This window comes from Natronomonas amylolytica (genome assembly GCF_037031205.1).
Classification (GTDB): domain Archaea; phylum Halobacteriota; class Halobacteria; order Halobacteriales; family Haloarculaceae; genus Natronomonas; species Natronomonas amylolytica.
Window position 1 is genome coordinate 22,149 of sequence record NZ_JAYEZM010000014.1, and the last position, 19,852, is coordinate 42,000.

Here is a 19,852-nt window from a genome sequence, read left to right on the forward strand (position 1 = left end):
TACGATGGACGACGAGCCCGAAGACGACCTCCACGAGAACAAGCCGCGGGTGGCCGATTACATGACCCGCGATGTCGATACGGTGTCGCCGGACGACACCGTCGGCGATGTAGCCAAACGAATCGCCGACAGCGACGCACACAGCGGCTTTCCGGTCTGTGACGGCCGCCATGTCGATGGGTTCGTCAGCGCACGGGACCTGCTGCTCGCCGACGACCCCGAACCCATCTTCAAGGTGATGACCGAGGACATCATCGTCGCCCACCCCGACATGAAGATAACCGATGCCGCCCGCGTCATCCTTCGGTCCGGCATCCAGCGGCTCCCGGTGGTCGACGACGCCGGCAATCTCGTCGGTATCATCTCCAATGCGGATGTAATCCGCTCGCAGATCGAGCGTGCGACCCCCGAGAAGGTCGGCAAACTGATGCGGACCCTCGAAAGCATCCACGGCGTCGGCACGACCGAGGAGCGCCGAACGGTCCAGCTCTCGGAGTTGACCCCGACCCAGACGAAGGTGTACACGGACGAACTCGAAGGCCGGACCTACGAACTCGAGAACGGCCTCGCAGAACCGCTCGTTGTCATCGACAACGCGGGCGAACTCCTGCTGGCGGACGGCCACCACCGGGTCAAGGCGGCCGACAGGCTCGGAATCGACGAGATTGACGCCTACGTCATCGTTCTCGACGAACGCGTCGAGTTGGGGATGGCCGAGACGGCACGGAAGGGCAATCTCGAATCCATCGACGACATCCAGGAGGTCGACTACGCCCACCACCCGCTCGTCGAGACGACCAAACGGCTTCAGGGGAATCAAGACCAGTAGGACGGCTTCCAGGGCGTTCGGGTTCGGTCGGACGCCAACCTTCATATCTGGTCCATCCGATACTGTTGGTATGTTCGACGAGGAGGATTTAGCGGAGATACGTGGCGAGCGGGAGCGGTGGGAAGACGAGACCCTTGAACCGTTTTTGGAGCGCGGCGAGCGGAAGGACGACTTCGTGACGGTGTCGAATCACGAGGTCGACCGCCTGTACGGGCCGGAAGACATCGCCGAGATGGACTACGACGAGGACCTCGGCCTTCCGGGCGAACCGCCCTACACCCGTGGGGTGTATCCGACGATGTACCGTGGTCGGACGTGGACGATGCGGCAGTTCGCGGGCTTTGGGACGGCCGAGGAGACCAACGAGCGGTTCCATTACCTCATCGACGAGGGCCAGACGGGTCTCTCTACTGCGTTCGACATGCCGAGTCTGATGGGTATCGACTCGGACCACCCGATGAGCGAGGGTGAGGTCGGCAAGGAAGGCGTGGCCGTCGATACGCTTCGAGACATGGAGATTCTGTTCGACGGCATCGATATCGGTGAAATCTCCACTTCGTTTACCATCAATCCCTCCGCGCCAGTCATCTATGCGATGTACATCGCGCTGGCTGACCAGCAGGGCGTGCCGCGCGAGGAGGTTCGCGGCACCCTCCAGAACGACATGCTGAAAGAATTTATCGCCCAGAAAGAGTGGGTGATTCCGCCGGAACCCTCCCTTGACGTCGTCACGGACACCATCGAGTTCGCCGTCGAGGAGACGCCGAAACTCCACCCGGTGTCGGTGTCGGGCTACCACATCCGGGAGGCCGGGTCGACGGCCGCTCAAGAAGCGGCGTTTACGCTGGCGGACGGCTTTGCGTACGTCGAGGACTGTCTGGACCGCGGCATGGACGTCGACGAGTTCGCACCGCTCCTCTCGTTTTTCTTCAACTCGCACAATTCCATCTTCGAGGAGATTGCCAAGTTCCGCGCCTCCCGTCGCATCTGGGCACGGGTGATGGAAGAATGGTACGGCGCGGAGACCGACGCTGCCAAGCGTCTCAAATTCCACACGCAGACGGCCGGCCAGAGTCTGACCGCTCAACAGCCGTTGAACAACATCGTCCGGACGACGGTGCAAGCGATGGCCGCGGTGCTGGGCGGCACCCAGAGCCTCCATACGAACAGCTACGACGAGGCGCTGGCGCTGCCGAGCGAAGACGCGGTCCGGGTGGCGCTTCGGACCCAGCAGATTCTCGCCGAGGAATCCGGCATCGCCGACATCGTCGACCCGATGGGTGGCTCGTTCGCCATCGAGAAGTTGACCAACGAGATGGAGGCCGAAATCATGGCCTACATCGAGGAAATCAAGGAAATGGGCGACGGCTCCGTCCGAGACGGCGTGCTGGAGGGCATCGAACAGGGCTACTTCCACCGTGAGATTCAGGAGGCCTCTTACCAGTACCAGAAGCGCGTCGATGCAGGCAAGGAAACCGTGGTCGGCGTCAACGAATACCAGATCAACGAGGATCCGGATACGGACATCCTGCAGGTCGACCCCGAAACGCGGGACCGCCAGTTGAACCGACTCGAGGAGGTCAAGGACGAACGGGACGACGCGGCGGTCGAAGACGCCCTCGACGACATCTCCGAGGCAATCGAGAACGACGAGAACGTCATGCCCGCTATCATCGATGCGGTGAAAGCCTACGCCACGATGGGCGAGATTATGGCGGTCTTCGAAGAGCACCACGGCGCCTATCAGGAGAAGATCGGACTCGCCTGACTCGCCTTCACGACCGTTCGTAGGCCTGTCTTGTCCGATGCAGGCGGTTGATGCCTATACACAGGACGTTTATTTTCAGTTGATGTGAATGGCGCCGTCACAAAACAGTTAACGCGTTTCCTTCTGTACGTTGCGATGCATGCACAAGCCATTGCTCGTGACCGACTTCCTCGATCGCGCTCGGCGCCACTACGCCGACGAGGAAGCGGTCGTGGCGACGACGGGAGAGCGATACAGTTACGCCGAATTCGGAGAGCGGGCCGACCGATTTTCGGCCGCTCTGCAGGAACGCGGCATCGAGAAGGGCGACCGAGTGGCCGTGCTGGACCCGAACACGCACTTCCATCTGGAGGCCGCCTACGGGACGATGCAGGTCGGCGCGGTTCATACACCGCTGAACTACCGGCTGACGCCCGACGACTTCGAGTACATCCTCGAGAACGCCGGCGTGTCGGCCGTCTACGCCGACTACGAGTACGCCGACAAGATCGAAGCGATACGCGATGAGGTCCCGACCGACCTGTTCGTGACCAACGACCCCGACGCCGTCGAGGGCGACTGGGAGGACTTCGAGGAGTGGCTGGACAACGACGGCGACTACGACCGCCCGGAGATGGACGAAGACGATGTCATCACCATCAACTACACCTCCGGCACGACCGGGGACCCGAAGGGCGTCATGCGGACCCACCGGGCCGAGAGCCTCCACGCCTACCTCGTCTCCATCCATCAGGAGATCTCCGACGACGACACCTACCTGTGGACGCTGCCGATGTTCCACGTCAACGGCTGGGGCCACATCTACGCCATCACCGGTCTCGGCGCCAAGCACGTCTGTACCCGGGGGGTCGACACCGAGGATATATTCGACGCTATCACCACCGAGGACGTTTCGTACTTCTGTGCGGCGCCGACCGTCCTCAACCAACTCATCAGCTACTACGAGGAACACGACCCCGAGACGACCGGGACCCGCGACGTTCGGGTCGCGACCGCCGGGAGCGCACCGCCCGAGGCGACCATCCGGACCGTCGAAGACGAGTTCGGCTGGTATCTCAAACACGTCTACGGCGCGACCGAGACGGGGCCGCTCATCACCACCTCCGACGCACGCCGCCACTTCGAGGCCGACAGCGCCGACCGCTTCGCGGTCAAGAAAAAGCAGGGCCTCGGCTACCTCGGCACCGAGGTTCGGGTCGTCGACGAGGACGGCAACGACGTGGCCAACGACGGCACCGAAATCGGCGAAATCGTCGTCCGCGGCAATCAGGTCATGGAGGGCTACTGGGAAAAGCCCGAAGCCACCGAGGAGGCCTTCAACGACCGCATCGAGGGCTACTACCACATGGGCGACCTCGCGACCATCGACGAAAACGGGATGATCTCGATTCAGGACCGCAAGAAGGACATCATCATCTCGGGCGGGGAGAACATCTCCTCCATCGAACTGGAGGATACCCTCTTCGAACACGAGGCCGTCGACGACGTGGCGGTCATCCCCTCGCCCAGCGAGGAGTGGGGCGAGACGCCGAAGGCCTTCGTCGTCCCGGCCAGCGGCGACCCCGAGAACCCCGGCATCACCGAGGACGAACTGGTCGCGTTCACGCGACAGGAACTGGCGTCCTACAAGACGGTCCGCCGTATCGAGTTCGTCGAGGAACTGCCCACGACGGCGACGGGCAAGGTCCAGAAGTACGAACTCCGGAAGGAAGAGTGGGACGACGAAGACCGGATGGTCGGACAGGGATAGTCGGCTCCGACCTCGGTGCGTTCGGTCGTCGCTCGGACGGCCCCCTCGCGGATCTGGCCCCGATTCGTTTTATTCCGCGGCGTCGCCGTCGACGTAGCGGCGCGACACGCCGACGACGAGCAAAAGCAGGACGCCGAGCGTGGTCCCGATCGCCGTCATCCCGAACGCCGCCAGCCCCAGCGGCGTCGGCTGGAAGGTGACCAATCCGAGAAACGAGACCGCTTCGAGGTCCCGAAGCCCGATACTCCCGAGAACGGCGCCCATGAAGCCGGCGATGCTCACGACGACGACGTAGAGGAAGATGATGATACGGTGGCCGCCGAAGCCTTCGGTGTCGGTTTCCGTCACGGCTGTCGGTACGTCGGCCGGGCCGATGAGCCTTCGGAATCGAAGTCGTTCTGAAACCCTTTTGGCGCGGTGTTCCCAACGACCACTATGGCCCAAGAGCGTCGGGAGTTCACCGAAAAGGAGTACCTGCTTTTCGTCCTCGTCGGAGTCGCATTGCTCATGGCAGCGACCGGGCTGATTCTGGTGCTGACGTCGATATAACTTTCCCGTCGCCGTTTCGAGCGGCTATCAGAGCAACACGACGACGATACCTACAACTGCGACGATGCCGAGTGCTACTGATACCCGTTCGCCGAGTTGTCGGGTTCCGAGCACCCACACGAGTCCGACCTTCGTAAGCGTGTTCGCGATAGCGCCGATGACGATGCCCGTCGTCGCGACTGCCGGGGACGTCTCGCCGTCTGCGGCGAGTGTGCTCAGCGTGAGCGTGATCGCATCGACGTCCGCGAGCCCCGAGAAGAACGCCGTCGCGTAGATGCCCGCGTCCCCGAACCGCGAGTTGGCGAACTGCGATGCCAACAGCACCGCGGCGAAGACCGCCCCGAAAAACAGCGCCGGCTGGAGTCGAAACGGGTTCTCGAGGTCTGCTTCGATCGTCGGTTCGAGGGTCGAACGCCAGTAGCCGATGCCCGCCATCAGCAAGCCCGTGACCGTCATCGCCCCGAGCGGCACGACGACGTGGGAAAGCAAGGCCGGGTTGACGACGGCGACCTCGACGAGCGCCCGCGGGAACATGACGACCGACGCGACGATGACTGAAAACGAACTGATTCGATAGATGTCGGGTGCCTCGCTCGTCCGTTCGGCCATCGAGACCGTCGTCGCCGTCGAGGAGACGAACCCGCCGAGGATGCCCGTCAGGGCGATTCCATGTCTGGCACCGATAACGCGATTCAAGATGTACGCGACGAAACTGAGGCCGGTGACGAACACCACCATGAGCCAGACGAATCGCGGGTTCACCCCGTAGAGGACGGCCAGTTCGCGGTCCGGAAGCAGCGGCAGGACGACGAACACGACGAGAACGAACTTGAGCGTGGCGCGGCGTTCGCTTTCGTCGACCCGGTCGACGAAGCCGTGTATCGTCGGCTTCGCGGAAAGGAGAGCGGTCACGATACCACCGATGACGATCGCGAAGACGGCCCCGCGCTCGGAGTGGGCCGTCAACGCTCCCAGCAGGAGGGTGAGGATGGCCGCCGCCAGCGTCGTGAGTCCGATGTCGTGTTCGGTCAGGACCTTCGCGACGTAGGCGACGGTCAGTGGGACGACGAGCGCGAGCAGCGCCGTCGGCAACAGTCCCGGAAAGAACGCCTGCGAAATCGCGCCGATGAGTGCAAAGAGGGGAAACGTCCGACTTCCGGCGAAGGAACCGCCCGACTCGGCCTGCTCCCGTTCGAGGCCGATAAGGGCACCGAGGCCGAACGCGATGAAGATACGCAGAAGTACCGGGTCGACGATGGGTTCGGCCATACCTGTCGGCCTTCACCGCCCTCGGATGTCAAACTTCGGGAGGTAGACGCCGTAGAGCGACGCGTCCGCGTCCAAAAAATAACGTCCCGTCGGTCAGTCGTCGTGTTCGCCGTCGTCGGTCCCGCCGTCGGTCGCGACCTCCTCGTCGCCGCCGTCGGTCGTGGCCAGCAGGCCGTCCTCGGCGAGTTGGTCCTCGAACCACGCGAATTCACGGCCGTGGAGACCGTACTGCTTGGTGTCCCACGGGTCGGGGTCGGTGATTTCGGGGCCTTCGAGCCACGACTGGACGATGTTCCACAGCCAGATGACCGTCCCGATGGCGATGAGGACCGCACCGACGGTCATCGCGCGGTGCAGCAGCGTGATCTCGGCCAGCGGCGCCAGCGCGGGGTCGAACTCGTAGGTCGCATACCGGCGCGGCATCTCGAGGTAGCCGGCGATGAGCATGGCGAAGAAGGTGATGTTGACGCCGATCATCGACAGCCAGAAGTGCCACTTCGCGAGGGTGCGCTGGTACATCCTCCCGGTGACGATGGGGAACCAGTAGTAGACGGCCCCGAAGCCGGCGAATGCGATCATCCCCATGACGACGTAGTGGAAGTGGCCGACCACGTAGTACGTCTCGTGGAGGATGAGGTTGACCGGAATCGCCGCGAGGAAGACGCCGGTGATACCGCCGAGGACGAAGTTCGAGACGAAGCCCAGACAGAACAGCATCGGCGCTGTCAGGCGGACGTTCCCGTTCCACAGCGTCGTGATCCAGTTGAACGTCTTGACTGCGGAGGGTATCGCGATGGCGAGCGACGTCGCCATGAAGGACGCCCGGATTCGGGGGTCCATCCCGCTGCCGAACATGTGGTGGGCCCAGACGCCGAAGGAGAGCACACCGATGGCCAGCGTCGAGTAGACGACGAACTTGAAGCCGAAGAGCTTCCGACCGGCGAACTTCGGTAGTATCCACGAGACCAGTCCCATCATCGGCAACACGAGTATGTACACTTCCGGATGGCCGAAGAACCAGAAGAGGTGTTGCCAGAGTATGGGTCCACCGCCCTCCACGGCGAAGAACGTCGTCCCGAAGTTCCGGTCGAGCAGCAGCATGATGAGTGCGCTGCCGAGCAGCGGGAACGCGAAGATGATGATGCCGGACTGGGTGAGGATGGTCCAACTGAAGATGTCGAGGTTAGCCCACGTGACGTCGTCGCCGCGCTCGGTGAAGATGGTCGCGATGAAGTTGATCGCACCCATCGACGCGGAGACGCCGGTCAGATGCAGGCCCAGCAGCATCAGGTCGACGCCGGGGTTCGGCTGGCTGACCGACAGCGGGGCGTACATCGTCCACGATGTCTCGGCGGGACCGATGCCGATATCCAGCGGCATCGCGAAGAAGCCGGCCCAGATGAGCAGCGCGCCCGGCGGAAGCAGCCAGAACGCGATGGCGTTGATACGCGGGAACGCCATGTCGTCGGCGCCGATGAGCAACGGCACGAAGTAGTTCGAGAATGCGGCGATGATGGGCGTCCCGAAGAGGAACAGCATCGTGATGCCGTGACTCGTCAACAGCGCGTTGTAGAACGAGGGTTCGATGAGGTTCGTCCCCGGCGTGAACAACTCGATGCGCATCAACAGGACGGCGACGCCGCCCCAGATGAACGCGATGACGCCGTAGGTGCCGTACAGTATGCCGATGTCCTTGTGGTCGACCGTCGTCAACCAGCGTGCGATGCCCGGCGGCTTGTGGCCGTGGCCCGCTGCGCTCGCGGCCTCGCCGCTCGCCAGCGGAGTGTAACTGCGCCAGTTCTCGATGCGGGCCACCAACGCGAAGACCGCGATGAGGAGTACCCCCATGAGAACCGTTAGCGCAAGCTGTTCTGCAGCCATGTGTATCTATGCGAGGTGTAGGACCAAGGGTAAAGAAAGGTTGCGTTATGTCGCCGCCCTGCCGGAAAACCTCGACTCGGCGTTCGGTGAAACTAGGCGAGGACTTCGAACGACGGCTCGCGAGTCTCGACGCGTTATTCGTCTTCGTGGCCGGGCATACCGGCGACCTCGGCGTCGGTCTCGGAGTAGCCGGGGGGAATCGGCTCGTCCGTCTCGTCTTCGGCGGTGCTGATGGCCTTCCCGGAGTAGTAGGTCAAAAGCGCCAGCGCCAGTCCGGTTATCGAGATGATGGACACCTGAACCGCAAGGACGACCGAGTTCTGTGGGAACGGTGCGACAACCGCGTACAGCACCACGAAGAACAGAAGGATCGCGAGCGGGATGACGTTGACCGACAGGTCGAGCAGGGTATCCCGGTCGAAGGTTCGCTCACTCATTGTTCGTGGGTTTGGGTAGACATACTAAGAGATTACTGATTCAGGACGCGCGGGAGGACGACCCCGGCGACGGCGACGACCGCGCCCGTCGCGCCGATGGTGAAGCCGCGCTGGCTGATCTGGTTGGCGACGGCCGCCTGCGAGAGATAGGCCGAGACGCCGCCGTCGACCTGCGTCGAGACGATGAGCATGCCGACGACCACCAGCGCGACCCCGAGCCCCGAGAGGAGTCGCCACGGTCGGACCACGTATCCCGCCTCGTGGACGATGCCCGCGACGCTGCCGACGAACATGATGAGGCCGGCGACCGACACGGGGTAAAGGTTGAACAGGATTCCGATTTCGCTGAGAACGAGGCCGAAGACGACGACGAGCGGCCACGCGCTCGCTTTCTCGTAGCGTTCGGAGATGCCCGGTTCCGGTTCCGCTTCCATGCGTGTTCGTTGGACTACCGCCTGAAATGGCCGTCGGTTCCGGCCTCCGAGACCGCTTTTAGATGACGAACGCGTAGACGAAGATGAACCCGAAGTAGATGGCGACGAGCGCGGCCAGCGCCTTGAGACGGAACAGTCGCATCTCGTCGCGTTCGGTCTCCCGGGCCGCCCGGTAGGCATCGGTTTCGGCCTCGCTCAGTTCCTCTTCGTGGGCCAGTCCGTGATGGAGCGCGAGCAACTCCTCGTCGACGAACTGCTCGCCACAGTAGTCACAGGTGGCCGGCTGTTCGGGCGCGTCCGGCGGCGGTGTGTAGCTGTCTTCGGACATCTCAGGAGACGTACGGTGGTGTCGCATAGGGTTGGGTGACGATCCAGAGGCTGAGCATCGTATAGCAGACCATCGCCAGCGTGATGGCGTACTGGCTCCGGATGGCCTGCAGTTTGCCGGGAAAGACGTCGTAGGCGGCGGCGTGGGCGGCCCAGATGGCCAGCAGGTGGCCGACGATGACGAAGGCGATTTCGACGCCCGTAAACCACGACGGCAGCACGACCGCGACCGGGTCCGGGGGCGAAAGCGGCGCCGTCAGCGTGCCGACCAGCGCCGGCGACAACTCGACGAAGTAGCCGAGGAAGTGCGCGAGGTGGTAGCCGGCGGCGATGGCCAAAAGCGGCGGGGCAAAGCGCCGGGCGAGTTCCGCGACGGGACGGTAGGTCCGCGCGTGGCGCTTGCTGTAGACGGCGGCGACCCGGAAGACGCCGAGGAAGACGGCGTAGCCCACGGCGAGCGAAACCGGATACAGCAGGTGTGCGGGGACGCCGGCCTCGACGACCGCGACGGCGAAGCGGCGCCACGGCGGCGTGGCGACGAGGCCGTCGTAGGTCGTCACCCAGAGGATGGCGACGACGAACCCGACCTCGCTTCGGTCCGACACGAGGCGTACATCGTCGAGGCCCGCCCCCGGGAGCCGAAGGCGGAGCCCCCCGTCGTAGTAGAGCGGTGCGACCCGGCCGAAATACCGGAACACGCGGGCGATCGGGTCGACGGTCTCGAACCACGTTCCGGGGCCGAAGACCACCGCGCCCGCGAGCGTGAGGCCGGTGTAGCCGACCACGACGCTCGCCAGGAACCGCGGCTGGTCGGCGACGGGGCTGACGACCTCCAGCCAGACGAGTCCCAGCAGACCGACGACGGCCGGCCACGCGCCGAACCGGTCGGGATAGGGGCGGTCCAGCGAGGGCAGTATCTCGGCGACGGCGCGCCACGGGTTGAAAAGCGGCCAGCTATTGCCGACCAGATAGGTCGTCATCGCGTAGCCGGACCACCAGCCGGCCCAGACGACGAGGACGGCGGCGTTGTACAGCGCCTCCCGGGGGCCGACGAAGCCGACCATGAGGACGAACGCGAGCCCGACCACGCCGACGGCGCCCCCGAGTCGTCGAATCGTCTTTCGGGCGGGTGGCGACCACCTGCCCCGGGAGCGATGGAGATATCGCATGAACGACCGGTCGGTGACGAACGAGGCGAGCAGGAACGAGGCGCCGATGACGCCGCCGCCGGTCAGGAGGAAGAGCCACGTCGGCACGTCCGACCCGCGGTCGGGGGCGCTGGCGAGGCCGGCGCCGTGGGCGGCGGCCGACCCGACGAGACCGAACAGGACGCCGACTGAAACGAGCGCGAGGCGACGACGGCGGCTCATTATCCCGATTTGGTAGCGGGGTCTGGAGTACCTTGCGAAACGTGGCCGACCGTCCGGCAGGAACGGTCGCCCCTGTTCGGCAGCGCGTTGCAGAAAAGGTCCGACAACCGTCTCAATTCTCCGTCGGTGTTAGAGGATAGCGCCGGCGTAGAGGACGACGACGAGGAAGACCCAGACGATGTCGACGAAGTGCCAGTACATCGAGACCGTACTGACCGAGACGTGCTTGTCGGCCGAGTAGTGGCCGAAGAGCGAGCGGATGAAGACGATACTGATGAGGACCGCCCCGAGGCCGACGTGGAGCCCGTGGAGGCCCGTCAGCCCGTAGAAGGCCGACCCGTAGGCGCCCTCGGTGAGCGTAAAGCCCTCGTGGACGATGAACTCGTAGTACTCGTAGACTTGCCCGCCGAGGAAGACGATACCGAGCAGGAGCGTGGTCCCAAGCAGGCGGACGAATCGCTTGCGGTTGCCAGCCAACAGTGCGTGGTGGGCGTAGTGGATGGTGATCGAACTGGCGATCAGGATGAGGGTGTTGATGATGACGAGCGAACTGAGGACGTCACCGGAGACGACCAGTTCGGGGAGTGCTTCCTCGTTCCAGACGGCCGACCCGCGGATGAAGAAGTAGTAGATGAAGCCGGCACCGAACGTGGCGACTTCGGTCGCGAGGAACAGCAGCATCGTCAGTTTCAACGGGAAGCCGTAGTCGGCGGCTTCGCCCGACCAGAAGTCGACGATGAAGGTGTGGTATAGCCAGCCGTACAGTCCCGTGAGGAACGCGAACGTGCTCAGGATGAAGACTATCGGTCCGAGTGCTTGGGGTACGACGTCGTTGCCGGGTTGTCCGAGGACGAACAGCGCGGCACCGATGTAGAACCCGCCGCCGCCGAGGGCGGTGATGAATGGCCACCACGAGGCCTCGCCGAATCCCCGCGGCCAGTCCTCGACCGCCGGAAGGTGGTGGTCGTGGCCGCCATCGTGGCCGTGACCGTCGTCTGTCTCAACGCTCATACGCGGCACATTCGAGTCGAGGGGTAAAAACCCTCCCAAAGCGCCCGGCCCGTCCGACCTACCATGTGTTCCGTTATCACTTCTGAGTTGCCAGCCGGCTGTATGCGACCTACGGGAGTGTTCGCTTGCAGAAGGTGTGGGCACGCCGTAATACGCGGAACCGAAAAGGGGACCGACCGTCGGTTACGGACGGGTTACTCGCTGCTCTGCTGTTCTTCGAGCCACTCGTCGTATTCCTCGCCTTCCATGACGATGAACTCGCCGTTCATCTGGGAGTGACCGACGCCGCAGTATTCGGTACAGTAGAACTGGTAGCTGCCCGTCTGGTAGGCCTCGGTCTTGACCGTATTATATTGGCCGACGAAGGCCGACTGCTTGATACCCATGTCCGGGACGTGGAGCATGTGGAGCCACTCGCTGGAGTAGATGTGGAAGTAAACGGGCCTGTCGGTCGGTATTCGTATCTCGTTCATCGTCTGCACCTCGGTTCCCTCGTAGGTGACCGACCACGCGTAGGGGTAGGCCTCGACCTCGATTTCGACGGCGTCTTCCTCGTCAGGATAGGGACCGACGGCGCCTTCGAGGTCCTCGGAAACGGTCGGTTCGAGGCGCTCCTCGCTGTCGACGGGGTTGCCGACTTCCTCGACGGCCAGCACCTGATAGGAGGCGAAGCCGACGAAAAGTAGGACGATGGCCGTCGCGACCGTCCACGTGATTTCGAGACGGCGGTTCTCCTGTGTGGGCTTGGGGTCGTCGTTGCCTCTGAACTTGACGACGGCGTAAATCAGCACGGCCTCGACCAGGATGCTGATGGGAATCGCCGCGTACAGCAGCGTGAGGTTGAGGTCCGTGATGAGCTCGTCGTTGACCGAATTCTGCGCAGCGACGGGGTCGACCGCGAGGAGGCCCAGAAAGCCCAGCAGGGCGACCGGGAAGATGCGCGCAACTCTCATTATCGGCGGTTAGGAGTACCGGCTAAAGTAACTGCCGACTTTCGGCGCGGACTTTCGGAAGCGTATAGTCTAAGTGCGCCCGGGCGAACGGACTAGATAATGCGTTTCGAACGCCCCACGTCGCTGCTCGCGGCGGCGGTCGTCGGTGTTTACGTTCTCGTCGTCGTCGGCGCGACGGCGGCGCTGGCCGACGCGGCGGCGGCCTGCCACGGGTGGCCCTTCTGCAGCGGCGACCTCACCAACCCCGTCGTGCTCGTCGCGCTCCTCCATCGCGCGGCGGCCGGGGTCGTCGGCCTGCTCATCGTCGCGGTCGCCCTCCTCGGGTGGGGAAGCCTCGACCGCCGGGCGAAGGCCGGCCTCGGCGTCGCCATTCTCCTGTATCCCGCACAGGTCGCCGTCGGCGCGCTCGTCGCGTCGGGTAGCGGCTTCGGCGGACTGCACCTCCTCGTCGCGATGAGCATCTTCGGCGCGCTCGTGCTCGCGTTGGCGTGGCAACTCGAAGCCGAGACAGGCACCGACGACGCGCCCGTCCACGACCCGGAACCGGACCTCGCCGACGAGCCAGTCGACGGCGTCGGTCCGACCTCGCTCACCGGCTTCGCCCGCCTGAAGGCGACGGCGTGGGCCTACTTCGAGTTGATGAAACCGCGGCTGATGTGGCTCCTCTGTCTGGTCGCCGGCGCCGGCATGGCCCTCGGCGGGACGCCGACGGTTCGGACGGTCCTGCTCACGCTGGGCGGCGGCGTCCTCGCCATCGGCGCCTCGGGCACCTACAACCACGTCCTCGAACGGGACATCGACCGCCGGATGGAACGGACCGCCGACCGGCCGGTCGCGACCCACGAGGTCCCGGTCCGCAACGCCCTGGCCTTCGGCGGTCTGTTGACGGTCGCCTCGCTGGGGGCGTTCCTCTCGGTGAACCTGCTGGTCGCCGCCCTCGGCTTTGCGGCCATCGTCTTCTACAGCGTCGTCTACACCCTGCTGTTGAAACCCAATACGGTCCAGAACACGGTCATCGGCGGTGCGGCCGGCGCGCTTCCGGCGCTTATCGGCTACGCGGCCGTGACCGAATCGGTCGGCCTCGTCGGCCTCGCGCTCGCCGCGGTCATCTTCCTGTGGACGCCCGCCCACTTCTACAACCTCGCGTTGGCCTACAAGGACGACTACGAGCGCGGCGGCTTCCCGATGATGCCGGTCGTTCGCGGCGAGACCGAGACCCGGAAACACATCCTGCTGTATCTCGGCGCGACTCTGCTGAGCGCCGCCGCGCTGACGGCGCTTTCTGACCTCGGCTGGCTCTATGCCGCGACGACCGTCTCTGTGGGGGCGGTCTTCCTCTGGACGGTCGTCCGACTCCACCGCGAGCGCACCGACGGCGCCGCGTTCCGGGCGTTCCACGCCTCGAACGCCTACCTCGGACTGCTTCTGGTTGCCATCGTCGTCGACGCGCTGGCAATATGAACTTCGGCGACCGCCTCACGGGCCTCGACGACCGCCGGAAACGCGCGCTCCTGTACGCCGGAATCGTCGCCAACACGCTCGTCGTCCTCGTGTTGCTTTTCGCCGTCCTTTCCGACCGGACGCCGACCCGCGTCTGGCTGTTTCCGGTCGTCTGGTTCGCCGTCGGGACGTGGGCGCTGGTCCGCACGTCGCCGACCCCGGCCGGTCGCCGGACGAAACGCGTCGCCGGCGCGATTGCAGTCGCGTACTTCGCCGTCCTCACGGTCGTCGGCGGTCTCGTCGGTCTGTCGGGGCCGGTCACGACGGGCCTCACGATACAGGTCGCAGAACTGCCGCCGGGCTGGAACCCGTCGGTTCTCTATGCCGGCGACACCCTCCGGCTCGCCATCGTCCCGTATACGGCCTTCGGCTACGCCGTTCTCTCGTATCTCGTCTACGCGACGGCCGTCGAAGCCCGTGGTGCGGTCGCGGGCGGGCTTCTCGGGCTGTTCTCCTGTGTCTCCTGTACGCTCCCCGTTATCGCGTCGCTGGTCGGCGGGCTCGTCGGAGGCGGCGCGGCGCTGGCGTCGGCGGCGACAGCACAGTCCTACGGCCTCAGTACCGTCGTCTTCGTCGTGACCGTCGTCCTGCTGTCCGTGCGGCCGGGCTTCGAGTGGCTCCGACAGCGCTTATAAACGGGCGCTCGTAGATGGACGTATGAGCGAGGTCGAAATCGAGTACTGCGTCCCGTGTGGCTACCTGAACCGTGCGACCGATACCGCCGAGGTCCTGCTGTCGACGTTCGGTGCGGACCTCGACCGGGTCTCGCTGGTCACGGGCGACGCTGGCGTATTTCGGGTCCGCGTCGACGGCGAGACGGTCTTCGACAAGGCGTCGGACGACTACGACCTCGACGAGATATCTCGGTCGGTTCGCTCGGCGCTCTGATACCGGTCAGACCACGCCGTAGGCCAGTTGCGCGACGACGAGCGCGAGGAAGGCGAAACCGAGGCCGGCGACGCCGGCGGCGACCCCGAGGGCGTGGCTCAGGTCGTTCTGTCGGACCACGGTGTAGGGGCCGAGAAACAGGAAGGCGGCGACCAGCAGGCCGAGTCCGGCCATGATGAGACCGAACGGGTTGGCGCCGGACAGCAGGGGCAGGCCCCCGACGGCCCCGACGGTGACGACCCCGGCCAGCAGCGCGACGAGGACGAACACCACCCCCAACACGTCCGGTCGTTCGGAGACGCCCATGCGGCCGCTGGTGGCGCCGTACCGCTGAACGGTCGCGCCGTCCGTCGTGGCCGTGGCCGCCGCGTTCAACCGTGTCACGGCGACGAAGACGCTGACGACCAGCAGACCCATTATCACCGTACTGACGACCGCCTGTGTGACCATCCTGTCGACACCTGCTATTGTGGTATGGTAACTTCCAGCATACAAATATCCTTCGACGGTCGACGGACCATATTCCGGCCGTTGGCACGCAAAAGCTAAGTGTGTCCTAGCGGCAAGAGTTACCACGTCACGAACTACCATGATTGATTCCCTCGTGCTCGAGCACGCGATTCCCGAGAGCTGGCGGGCTCAATCCGAGGTGTTCTCCGAGATATTCTTCGTCTTCCTCGCTATCGGTACCACCGTCGGTATCGTCGTCGTCACGTACACGCTCTATCACGTGTACAAGTACCGCGACACCGGCGAGGACGGCGGGACCGACGAGGAGTTCGACGCGCCCCAACTCGGCGAACTCCCGCGCGGGCAGGAAGGCGGCAAGAGCAAGAAGCTCTTCATGTCGTTCGGCCTCAGCGCGATCATCGTCATCAGCCTCGTCGTCTACTCCTACGGCCTGCTGCTCTACGTCGAGCAGGGCCCCTCCGAGGACATCGATGCCGGCGGCGAGACGATGGAGATAGAGGTGACGGCCTACCAGTTCGGCTGGCAGTTCGAATACCCCAACGGGCACGTCGAGCAGAACACGCTCCGAGTCCCGCAGGGGGCGAACAGGACGATACGATTGCACGTCACGTCCCGTGATACGTGGCACGCCCTCGGCGTGCAATCGATGCACGTCAAGGCCGACGCCATCCCGGGTCAGACGGATACGACGTGGTTCATCCCACAGGAGACGGGGACCCACCAAATCGAGTGTTTCGAACTGTGCGGCATCGGCCACTCCCAGATGGTCGGCGAGATAATCATCATGGAGCAATCGGAATTCGACGACTGGTACGCGGGGACCGAACCGGACGACAGCGGCGGCGATAGCGGAGGTGAGGGCCAATGAGCGAACTCCCGCCGGCCAGCTCTGTCAAGCGCTGGCTACTGACGACCAACCACAAGGACATCGGTATCCTCTATCTGCTCACTTCGACGTTCTTCCTGCTTTTCGGGGGCGTCCTCGCGCTGCTGTTGCGCGTCCAGTTGTGGGACCCGACGGTGAACGTCCTCTCGGGGATGGCCTACAACGAGACGGTCACCGCCCACGGCCTCATCATGGTCTTCTGGTTCCTCTCCCCCTTCGCGTTCGGATTCGCGAACTACCTGGTCCCGCTCCAGATAGGCGCCGACGACCTCGCCTTCCCGCGATTGAACGCGCTGTCCTACTGGATGTACCTCTTTTCGGGAGTCCTGCTCGGCATCTCGTTCTTCCAGGGTGGAACGATGCACGCCGGGTGGACGCTCTACGCGCCGCTGAACGTGCCGGCGTACACGCCGACTATCGGCTCGACCGGCGCGATTCTCGCCCTCGCGATGTTCGTCACGGGGGTGACCGCCTCGACGATTAACTTCCTGACGACTATCCACCACTCCCGCGCGGAGGGGATGGGTCTGATGGACATGCCGATGTTCACGTGGTCCATCCTCGCGACCGTCTGGATGATGCTTTTTGCCTTCGCTGTCCTGCTGGCGACGGGCCTCATCCTCGCTTCGGACCGCGTGCTCGGGAGCCTCTACTTCTCGGCGACGGAAGGCGGCTCCCTGCTGTGGGGGCATCTCTTCTGGTTCTTCGGCCACCCCGAGGTGTACATCGTCTTCTTCCCGGCGCTCGGCGCGATGCTGGAGTTGTTCCAGACGTTCTCGGGCAACCGACTTGTCGGCCGCAAATGGGTCATCATCGCCATCGTCCTCATCTCGCTGCAGTCGTTCCTCGTGTGGATGCACCACATGTTCCTGACGACCATCAACCTCGAAATCAAGACGCTGATGATGGCGACGACCATCGGCATCTCGCTGCCCTTCGACCTGCTGGTCTTCGCGATGATCTACACCCTCGCGAAGGGTCGAATCAAGTTCAAGACGCCCTTCCTCTTCGCGTTCGGCGCGCTCCTCCTCTTCATCCTCGGCGGCATCACCGGCGTCTTCCTCGGCGCCATCGTGCTGGACTACGAGTTCCGAGGCACCTACTGGGTCGTCGCCCACTTCCACTACGTCATGTTCGGCGGCGCGACGGCGCTGTTCGGCGCCGCCTACTACTGGTTCCCGAAGATGACCGGGAAGATGTACGACGAGTTCCTCGGAAAGATACACTTCGCCCTGTTCTTCGTCGGGTTCAACGTCGTCTACTTCTCGATGTTCACCGCGTGGCAGACGCCCCGCCGGGTCTTCGAGTACCAGCAGTCAATGATGAGTTCCCATCAGGCCGGGACCGTTGGCGCGTTCCTGCTCGGGTTTTCTTTCTTCATCATGTTCTACAACTTCATCAAGTCCTACGTCGCCGGCGAGGACGCCCCCGACAAGCCGTGGGAGTTCGCCCGCAGCGCCGAGTGGGCCGTCTCCTCGCCGCCACCGCTGGAGAACTGGGACGGCCGACCCTCCTACGCCAGCGGCCACCTCGAATTCGTCGAGGACGCACCCGAGGGCAGCCATGCGGCGGCCGACGGGGGACACGCGACGACCAACGAGGCAAGCGACTACGTCCTCGGCGACAGACACCCCTCCCACGCGAGCATCTGGCCCTTCGCGATGAGTTTCGCGACGTTCGTCTTCCTGCTCGGCCTTTCGGGCTTCAACGACGCCGTCGAGTTCACGGTCGGCGACTCGCTCGGTGCGGCCGGCGTCGCTGTCTCGAACCCGGTGTATCCGACCCTCATCGTCCTCGGCATCGCCGGGTTTGTCTACTCTGGCGTGAAGTGGGGCCTCGAGGACTTCTACGCGCCGCCGATGGGGGTCGCCAACCGCTGGCCGTTCGAGGGCATCGAGAAGAACAAACTAGGGATGTGGTTCTTCCTCGCCTCCGACGTGCTGGTCTTCGGGGCGTTCATCTCGGCGGCGGTCTTCATCCGCGTGCACGCGGGCTGGCGGAGCTGGAGTCCGCTACCGGAGTCCCTTCCGGGCCTCATCAACACGTTCGTCCTGCTCACCTCGTCTTTTACCGTCATCCTCGCCTTAGTGGCGGCAAAGCGGAACAGCCGCAAGGGCCTGCTGGGCAGTCTCGGCGCCACGATGCTGCTCGGCTTCACGTTCCTTGGCATCAAGGGCTGGGAGTGGCACCACGAGATCTACGACGTCGGCATCACGCTCACCCAGAACCCGAAGGGTCCGCCGGTGCAGGCGACCATCTACTACGTGACGACGGGCCTGCACGGTGTCCACGTCATCATCGGCCTCATCGTCGCCGGCTTCCTGTTCGTCCGCGCCTACCAAGGGAAGTACACGAGTGACCACCGGCCGGTCGAGTACTTCGGCCTCTACTGGCACTTCGTCGACATCGTCTGGGTGTTCCTGTTCCCGCTGTTTTATCTCTTCTAGAGCCCCACTTTTGCACCTCCTTCGCGCGCCTTTGGCGCGCTCAGTCGGGCAAAAACATGGGAAAATATGCGCGCCCTCCTCCAGTCGCGCCCACTCGCTCCGCTCGTGGGCGCGGTAGTCGTCGGACGCTACCGGACGCTCACTTCGTTCGCGTCCGGGGTGGTTCGAAAGGCGCGAAGCGCCTTTCGTCAGTAAGCAAATCGAAGATTTGCGAGCTACACAGGAGCTTCGCTCCTGTGGCATGCCAAAAGAGCGCGCCACGCTCTTTTGAGCAAACCGCTTCGGGGGCGACCTTCGGACGCCCCCGAAGCGGATGCTTCTCTCGATTCAAGGTGAGTAGCTATAGAACGATAGATGGTGTTCGCTTCGTGGTGTCCATAGGTCGGAAACGTTAGGCAGGAGCGGCGGAAACGCGGGACATGGACGCGGCATCGGTCCGTCGGCTCCGGTGGGTGGCCGCGGCGCTCGCGCTCGTCGTTGCGGGAATCCACCTCCTCCATCCGAGCCACGGGGGTCACGCGCTGGTGGTCTACGCGTCGGTCGGCTATCTCGGCGACCCGCGGCCCCTCCTGTTCACTCTCGGGGGTTTTGCGCTCGTCTTCGGCGTCGTGTTGGGCGCCAACGGCTTCGCCGGTCGACGGCTCTATCTGGCCGGCATCCTCGTGGTGCTCCCGTTCTTCCTCGGCTACGCGGCGTGGCATACGCTCCTCGACCACGGCGCCTTCTGGCCGTACATCGAGGCCCACGGCACCCACGACGCGAACCCGATTCTCGTCATCTTCGCCCACCTGCGAGTCGAACGGCTCGCGCTCGTCTCGAAACTCGCGGAACTGGCGCTGCTCGGCTGTCTGGTCGTGTTGTACCGGGCTGACCAGCAACGATAAGGCGGCGTGCGTACAGGTGCCGGTATGGTACTGGCTTTCATGGGTACCTCGCCGTTCGTTCAGGGGCTCGTCTTCGCGCTGCTCGGCGTCGCCTTCTGGGTCGGGGGGCTTCTCGCGGCCAATTACCTCTGGAAGCGCTGGCGAAACGAGGATGGGGACGACGAGTGAGCATCGCGGGGGCGCTCGGAGGTAATTATA

At 64.3% G+C, this 19,852-nt stretch carries 20 protein-coding genes; 10 read left to right on the forward strand and 10 right to left on the reverse strand.

Going from position 1 to position 19,852, the window contains the following annotated elements:
• The first annotated feature begins 4 nt into the window (after positions 1 to 4).
• From U5914_RS16270 to U5914_RS16280, 3 genes are all read left to right on the forward strand, one after another.
• Positions 5 to 829, forward strand: a complete 825-nt coding sequence (locus U5914_RS16270; protein ID WP_336136795.1) for a CBS pair associated ParBc domain-containing protein — start codon at positions 5 to 7, stop codon at positions 827 to 829.
• A gap of 70 nt (positions 830 to 899) precedes the next feature.
• Positions 900 to 2,597: an acyl-CoA mutase large subunit family protein gene (locus U5914_RS16275; protein WP_336136796.1), complete on the forward strand. Its 1,698-nt coding sequence runs from the start codon at positions 900 to 902 to the stop codon at positions 2,595 to 2,597.
• 139 nt (positions 2,598 to 2,736) lie between these two features.
• Positions 2,737 to 4,347, forward strand: a complete 1,611-nt coding sequence (locus U5914_RS16280) for a long-chain-fatty-acid--CoA ligase (RefSeq protein ID WP_336136797.1) — start codon at positions 2,737 to 2,739, stop codon at positions 4,345 to 4,347.
• Positions 4,348 to 4,416: 69 nt separating this feature from the next.
• Here U5914_RS16280 and U5914_RS16285 read toward each other — a convergent pair whose 3' ends face one another.
• The 9 genes from U5914_RS16285 to coxB (U5914_RS16325) form a co-directional block, all read right to left on the reverse strand.
• Positions 4,417 to 4,695: a DUF7520 family protein gene (locus tag U5914_RS16285; RefSeq protein WP_336136798.1), complete on the reverse strand. Its 279-nt coding sequence runs from the start codon at positions 4,693 to 4,695 to the stop codon at positions 4,417 to 4,419.
• Positions 4,696 to 4,923: 228 nt separating this feature from the next.
• On the reverse strand, positions 4,924 to 6,165 hold the full coding sequence (locus U5914_RS16290) for an MgtC/SapB family protein (RefSeq protein WP_336136799.1): 1,242 nt from the start codon (positions 6,163 to 6,165) through the stop codon (positions 4,924 to 4,926).
• A 93-nt stretch (positions 6,166 to 6,258) separates the two neighbouring features.
• The gene (locus U5914_RS16295) at positions 6,259 to 8,046 is read right to left on the reverse strand and encodes a cytochrome c oxidase subunit I (RefSeq protein ID WP_336136800.1); all 1,788 of its coding nucleotides are present in this window, start codon (positions 8,044 to 8,046) and stop codon (positions 6,259 to 6,261) included.
• Positions 8,047 to 8,180: 134 nt separating this feature from the next.
• Positions 8,181 to 8,483 (reverse strand): DUF6684 family protein, encoded by a 303-nt coding sequence (locus U5914_RS16300; protein WP_336136801.1) that lies wholly within the window; start codon positions 8,481 to 8,483, stop codon positions 8,181 to 8,183.
• Between the two features lie 32 nt (positions 8,484 to 8,515).
• A complete protein-coding gene (locus U5914_RS16305) occupies positions 8,516 to 8,917 on the reverse strand; it encodes a DUF7541 family protein (RefSeq protein WP_336136802.1) in 402 nt (133 codons plus the stop codon).
• Positions 8,918 to 8,975: 58 nt separating this feature from the next.
• Positions 8,976 to 9,245 carry a hypothetical protein gene (locus U5914_RS16310; protein ID WP_336136803.1) on the reverse strand — a complete coding sequence of 90 codons (270 nt, stop codon included), beginning with the start codon at positions 9,243 to 9,245 and terminating at the stop codon, positions 8,976 to 8,978.
• 1 nt (position 9,246) lies between these two features.
• Positions 9,247 to 10,614, reverse strand: coding sequence for a hypothetical protein (locus tag U5914_RS16315; RefSeq protein WP_336136804.1), 1,368 nt, complete (start codon positions 10,612 to 10,614; stop codon positions 9,247 to 9,249).
• A 129-nt stretch (positions 10,615 to 10,743) separates the two neighbouring features.
• Positions 10,744 to 11,625: a cytochrome c oxidase subunit 3 gene (locus U5914_RS16320; RefSeq protein ID WP_336136805.1), complete on the reverse strand. Its 882-nt coding sequence runs from the start codon at positions 11,623 to 11,625 to the stop codon at positions 10,744 to 10,746.
• 194 nt (positions 11,626 to 11,819) lie between these two features.
• Entirely contained in the window at positions 11,820 to 12,578 is a 759-nt protein-coding gene (coxB, locus tag U5914_RS16325; protein WP_336136806.1) for a cytochrome c oxidase subunit II, read from the reverse strand.
• Positions 12,579 to 12,677: 99 nt separating this feature from the next.
• Here coxB (U5914_RS16325) and cyoE point away from each other — a divergent pair, with 99 nt between their 5' ends.
• The 3 genes from cyoE to U5914_RS16340 are packed head-to-tail and all read left to right on the forward strand — an operon-like array spanning position 12,678 to position 14,966.
• Positions 12,678 to 14,039: a heme o synthase gene (gene cyoE / locus U5914_RS16330; protein ID WP_336136807.1), complete on the forward strand. Its 1,362-nt coding sequence runs from the start codon at positions 12,678 to 12,680 to the stop codon at positions 14,037 to 14,039.
• On the forward strand, positions 14,036 to 14,713 hold the full coding sequence (locus tag U5914_RS16335) for a DUF7546 family protein (RefSeq protein ID WP_336136808.1): 678 nt from the start codon (positions 14,036 to 14,038) through the stop codon (positions 14,711 to 14,713). Before cyoE ends, U5914_RS16335 begins: the two co-directional genes overlap by 4 nt.
• A 22-nt stretch (positions 14,714 to 14,735) precedes the next feature.
• Positions 14,736 to 14,966 (forward strand): Rdx family protein, encoded by a 231-nt coding sequence (locus U5914_RS16340; RefSeq protein WP_336136809.1) that lies wholly within the window; start codon positions 14,736 to 14,738, stop codon positions 14,964 to 14,966.
• A gap of 6 nt (positions 14,967 to 14,972) precedes the next feature.
• Here U5914_RS16340 and U5914_RS16345 read toward each other — a convergent pair whose 3' ends face one another.
• The gene (locus U5914_RS16345) at positions 14,973 to 15,416 is read right to left on the reverse strand and encodes a hypothetical protein (RefSeq protein WP_336136810.1); all 444 of its coding nucleotides are present in this window, start codon (positions 15,414 to 15,416) and stop codon (positions 14,973 to 14,975) included.
• 139 nt (positions 15,417 to 15,555) lie between these two features.
• Here U5914_RS16345 and coxB (U5914_RS16350) point away from each other — a divergent pair, with 139 nt between their 5' ends.
• From coxB (U5914_RS16350) to U5914_RS16365, 4 genes are all read left to right on the forward strand, one after another.
• Positions 15,556 to 16,305, forward strand: coding sequence for a cytochrome c oxidase subunit II (gene coxB, locus U5914_RS16350; protein ID WP_336136811.1), 750 nt, complete (start codon positions 15,556 to 15,558; stop codon positions 16,303 to 16,305).
• Positions 16,302 to 18,770, forward strand: coding sequence for a cbb3-type cytochrome c oxidase subunit I (locus U5914_RS16355; RefSeq protein ID WP_336136812.1), 2,469 nt, complete (start codon positions 16,302 to 16,304; stop codon positions 18,768 to 18,770). Before coxB (U5914_RS16350) ends, U5914_RS16355 begins: the two co-directional genes overlap by 4 nt.
• 419 nt (positions 18,771 to 19,189) lie before the next feature.
• Entirely contained in the window at positions 19,190 to 19,654 is a 465-nt protein-coding gene (locus U5914_RS16360; protein ID WP_336136813.1) for a hypothetical protein, read from the forward strand.
• A gap of 24 nt (positions 19,655 to 19,678) precedes the next feature.
• Entirely contained in the window at positions 19,679 to 19,822 is a 144-nt protein-coding gene (locus U5914_RS16365) for a hypothetical protein (RefSeq protein WP_336136814.1), read from the forward strand.
• Positions 19,823 to 19,852: the final 30 nt, after the last annotated feature.